This window comes from Variovorax sp. 20P10.2.4 (assembly GCF_058244205.1).
In genome coordinates, this window is record NZ_JBZAYE010000607.1 from 1 (window position 1) to 4386 (window position 4386).

The following is a 4386-nucleotide window of genomic DNA, read 5'->3' on the forward strand; positions in this document are numbered from 1 at the left end:
GCCGTAACCGCCGCCACCACCACCGTAGCCGCCGCCACCGCTACGGGGCGGGCGGGCTTCCATCGGACGGGCTTCGTTCACGGTCAGGGCACGGCCCTGGACCGGCTGGCCGTTCAGGCCGGCGATCGCGGCTTGCGCCTCGGCGTCGGTACCCATTTCCACGAAGCCGAAGCCCTTGGAGCGGCCGGTGTCACGTTCCATCATGACCTTGGCGCTGACGATGGCACCGTAGGCGCCGAAAGCTTGCTCCAGGTCGTTGTCACGGATCGAGTAGGCGAGATTGCCCACGTAAAGTTTCTTGCCCATGAAAGGGACTCCTCAACTCAAAAAAACCAAATAACAGAAAAAGCGATGGAGTCCCAGAATCACAACAAACAAAGGCGCTGTGCGCGAAACTGACCGATCACCGGATAACGTGCACGGGAGCCGATGGCTCACTGACACGTAGCGGCGATTATCCCGGTTTGGCCGGGAAATCAAGCTTTTAATTGCACATTCATCGGGAAACCTCTGATCCCGACGGGCGGTTTCGCAACGGTTTGAGCAGGCCGGAGAGCCCGTTGTGGTCTATTTCATGCATCAAGGCGAGCAACCGCCCGATCTCTCCCGGGGGAAAACCCTCGCGCGCGAACCAGGTCAGGTAGTTGCCCGGCAGGTCGGCGATCAGCGTTCCCTTGTATTTGCCGAAGGGCATCGCCAGCGTGACCAGGCGCTCGAGGTCCTCGGGTTTCATCACCGGCCTCCCGCACGCTTGACCGTGTGGCCCAGCTTCGTGAGCGTGGCGATCACCTGTTCGCGGTGGTCGCCCTGGATCTCGATCGTGCCGTCCTTCACCGTACCGCCGCTGCCGCAGGCCGCCTTGAGCTGCTTGCCGAGCGAAAGCAGGGCGGCCGCGTCGAGCGCCACGCCCTTCACCACGGTCACGCCCTTGCCTTTTCTGCCCGCGGTCTCGTGCGACACACGCACAATGCCATCGGCGGCGCGCAGCCGCGCCTGCTCGGCGAGGTCCTTGCAGCGGCATTGCGCCAGCGGTTCGCCGCAATCGGGGCACATGCGGCCGCCGGCCTCGGTCGAATACACCAGCCGGGTGGCCGCCGGGTTGTCCTTGTGGGTTGCCATGTTCTTGCGTTCTCTTCGTTCCCGATTTCTTTTCCACCAGCCCAGACGAGCCTTTCCGATGCACCTGCCGCCCGCCTTCTTCCGTGGGGAGACCGCCGCTTGACCGCTGCGCCCACCCCGTCCTTCGCATCGCTGGGGCTGGCCCCGGCGCTCGTGCGCGCCGCCGCCGAACGCGGCTACGCCGAGCCGACCGCGATCCAGGCCGCGGCCATTCCTGCGATTCTGCAGGGACGCGACCTGCGCGGCTCGGCCCAGACCGGCTCGGGCAAGACCGCGGCATTCTCGCTGCCGCTGCTGCACCGGCTGGCTGCCGACTCCGCCGGGGGTGAGCGCCGGCTTCGCGCGCTGGTGATGGTGCCCACGCGCGAGCTCGCGGCCCAGGTCGGCCAGACCCTGCGCGACTTGGCGCGCGCACTGCCCGACCGGTTGCGCATCGCCGTGGTGTTCGGCGGCGTGTCGATCAATCCGCAGCTCATGGGCCTGCGCGGCGGCGCCGACCTGATCGTCGCCACCCCGGGCCGGCTGCTCGACCTGGTCGAGCACAACGCACTGCGGCTCGACGCGATCGGCACGCTGGTGCTCGACGAGGCCGACCGCCTGTTCGACCTGGGCTTCGCCGAGGAGCTGGGCCGCATCCTTGCGCAACTGCCGGCGAAGCGGCAGAACCTGCTGTTCTCGGCCACCTTCCCGCAGGCGATCCAGGCGCTGGCCGACCGCATGCTGCGCGACCCCGAAACGATCGACGTGCAGGGCGAGCCCGGCACTGCGCCCGACATCGTGCAGCGCGCGATCGAGGTCGACAGCACCCGCCGCACGCAGCTTTTGCGCCACCTGCTCGAGCAGCACGGCGAGGCCTGGGGCCGCGTGCTGGTCTTCGTCGCCACCCAGCATGCCGCGCAGACCGTGGCCGAGAAGCTCTACCGCCACGGCATCTATGCCGTGCCCTTCCATGGCGACATCTCGCAGGGCGCGCGCACCGACATCCTCGACCAGTTCAAGCAGAGCCGCTGGGACGTGGTGGTGGCCACCGACCTGGCCGCGCGCGGCCTCGACATCGCGCGGCTGCCGGTGGTCGTCAACTACGACCTGCCGCGCTCGCCCACCGACTACGTGCACCGCATCGGCCGCACCGGCCGCGCGGGCGAGAGTGGCCTGGCGATCAGCTTCGTGACGCCGGCCTCCGAGGCGCATTTCCGCCTGATCGAGAAGCGCCAGGACCGGCGCGTGCCGCGCGAGCGCATCGAGGGCTTCGAGCCCACCGAGGTCGCGCCGCCGCTGGTCGACGCGAGCGGCACGGGCGGGATCAAGGGCACGCGGCCGAGCAAGAAGGACAAGCTGCGCGCGGCGCAGGCCGCGGAAGCGGCGAAGGCTTCGCCGTCACCCGGGAAGGATCACTGAAGCCTGGCACGCAGCGCGGCCACGAGGCGAGGTGGCTGTCCAGCTCTAGAAACTGTCCTCCGGCGATGTCGCCGTGAGGGAGAGAGCCCGCCAATTCCAGTCGCCGGGCTGGCGTGCGTCCAGGCGCCAGTCGGCCGCCAGGCGCTCGCCGCGCGCCAGTTCGTCGGCCGACATCCGGGCCTGGATGGTGTTTCGCCGCGGGGCTGCCCGGGGCTCGCCCGCGCGGTCGGACAGCGTGTAGAGCGCCCAGGCTTTCGCCAGGCCATCCGGCGCCGCCTCCAGCACGCTGCCCAGCAGAAGCAGGCCTTGCGGCTGGCCGCGGCTCGCTCCTTCGCGCAGCCAGTCCAGTGCCGCCTTGGGATCGCGCGGCGCATCGCGTCCGAACAGGTACATCTGGCCCAGGATCGTCTGCGACACCGGGTCGCCGCCGCGCGCGGAGGCGGTGCGCCACTGCAGCGCGCGTTCCGCGCTCTTTTCCACGCCGGCGCCCTGGGTGTAGATCTCGGCCAGACGGCGCTGCGCATAAGGGTCCCCCAGGTCCGCGGCGCGCCGGTACAGGGCATGCGCCTCGACCGGATCCGCCGGGACATCCTGGCCCGTCGACAGCATGTCGCCCAGGTTGTCGAGCGCGGTGACGTCGTCGAGATCGGCCGCCTTCCGGAACCAGCGCATGGCTTGCGCCGCATCCCTGGGCACTCCGTAGCCCTTGTCGTGATAGATGCCCAGCCACGCCATGGCGGGCGCGTCGCCGCGAGCCGCCGCCTGGCGCAGCCATTCCATGCCTTCCTTCGGATCGGCCGGGATGCCATCCCGCGCGCGCACGACGAAGGCGGCGATCGTTCGCTGGGCCTGCAGCAGGCCCTGGGCGGCAGCCTTGCGCCACCACGACAGGCCGAGGGCACGATCGATCTTCACCGACACGCCATGGCAAGGCTGGCCACCGGCATACAGCATGCCGAGCAGGAACTGCGCACGCGGCTCACCGGCCTCCGCCGCCCGCTGCAGCCAGTCGTGCACGTTCTCGTTGCGATCGACGGTTCTCTGGGGACCGCTCCCCTCGGCCAATCCCATGTGTTCGCAGTAGGCGACCGCGAGCCGCGTCAGGTTCTCCGTGCCGAGCGTGTCGAAGCGGCCTTCGAGCGCGGCCTGCCGAAGCGGCTCCAGCCCGGCCTTGTCCGCGGGGCGTAGCGCATAGCCTTCGAACATGAGGCTGACCTTGCCCTTGGCGCGCATCAGGATCAGTGCGTCGCTGGCATCGACCCGGCCGGCGCGTGCTGCGCGCGACAGCAGCTTGTAGGCCATGTAGTCGTCCTGATGGCGGCTGTCGTCGCGGGCATGGATGCTGCCGAGGTAGAAGGCCGCATCCGGGTCGCCGAGCTCGGCCAGCGGCTGCAGTTGGGCCACGGCGGCATCGAAGTCCCGGGCCCGGTAGGCGCGCACGCCGGCGTCGAGATCGGCGGCGGCGACGCCGAGGGACGCGGCGGCTCCGAGGACGAATGCGCAGACGCGGGCGGCAAGCAGCTTCATGGGCAAGGAGGGGCGGAGACGGCAGGTCGGGCAGACGCTGCGCGATGGTAGCCGCCATCACGATGTGCTCGAACGGGGCCGCGGGTGCCGTGCCGCTCACGGCGCGTGAAGCACTGAGCCCTCGCGCTCAATGCCCGTGGAACTGCGCTGGCGGGTACGACGCCAGTTCCGCCAGCAGCAGCGTCCACGCGCGCGCGCCCTGCTGGATCGACGCGAGCCGGAAGAACTCGTTCGGCGCGTGCACGTCCTCGTCGGGCAGGTTGAAGCCGAACATCAGCGTGTCGATGCCCAGCGTCTCCTTGAACAGCGCGGTGACCGGCACGCTCGCGCCCAGCCGCACGT

5 protein-coding genes and 1 pseudogene are annotated in these 4386 nt (G+C 69.7%); 1 reads left to right on the forward strand and 5 read right to left on the reverse strand.

Annotated features, from left to right (window positions below; all coding sequences use genetic code 11):
• The 3 genes from rbp to AC27VN_RS34075 all read right to left on the reverse strand — a co-directional run.
• A partial coding sequence (gene rbp / locus AC27VN_RS34065) for an RNA-binding regulator (protein ID WP_490879439.1) occupies positions 1-306 on the reverse strand: 306 nt, incomplete at its 3' end.
• Positions 307-496: 190 nt separating this feature from the next.
• Positions 497-733, reverse strand: coding sequence for a DUF3820 family protein (locus AC27VN_RS34070; RefSeq protein WP_057597643.1), 237 nt, complete (start codon positions 731-733; stop codon positions 497-499).
• The gene (locus tag AC27VN_RS34075; RefSeq protein WP_490879440.1) at positions 733-1119 is read right to left on the reverse strand and encodes a translation initiation factor Sui1; all 387 of its coding nucleotides are present in this window, start codon (positions 1117-1119) and stop codon (positions 733-735) included. Before AC27VN_RS34075 ends, AC27VN_RS34070 begins: the two co-directional genes overlap by 1 nt.
• Before the next feature lie 99 nt (positions 1120-1218).
• Between AC27VN_RS34075 and AC27VN_RS34080 the strand changes: the two genes are divergently transcribed.
• Positions 1219-2517 carry a DEAD/DEAH box helicase gene (locus AC27VN_RS34080; protein ID WP_490879441.1) on the forward strand — a complete coding sequence of 433 codons (1299 nt, stop codon included), beginning with the start codon at positions 1219-1221 and terminating at the stop codon, positions 2515-2517.
• Between the two features lie 45 nt (positions 2518-2562).
• On the opposite strand, the gene AC27VN_RS34085 is transcribed toward AC27VN_RS34080, so the two are convergent.
• Positions 2563-4044 carry an SEL1-like repeat protein gene (locus AC27VN_RS34085; RefSeq protein ID WP_490879442.1) on the reverse strand — a complete coding sequence of 494 codons (1482 nt, stop codon included), beginning with the start codon at positions 4042-4044 and terminating at the stop codon, positions 2563-2565.
• A 127-nt stretch (positions 4045-4171) separates the two neighbouring features.
• Positions 4172-4386, reverse strand: a pseudogene (locus AC27VN_RS34090) (peptidase M20); the annotation flags it as partial.

Coding starts and splice junctions, on each gene's coding strand:
- AC27VN_RS34085 (WP_490879442.1), bottom strand. CDS start 4,044: ATGAAGCTGCTTGCCGCCCGCGTCTGCGCATTCGTCCTCGGAGCCGCC.
- AC27VN_RS34070 (WP_057597643.1), bottom strand. CDS start 733: ATGAAACCCGAGGACCTCGAGCGCCTGGTCACGCTGGCGATGCCCTTC.
- AC27VN_RS34075 (WP_490879440.1), bottom strand. CDS start 1,119: ATGGCAACCCACAAGGACAACCCGGCGGCCACCCGGCTGGTGTATTCG.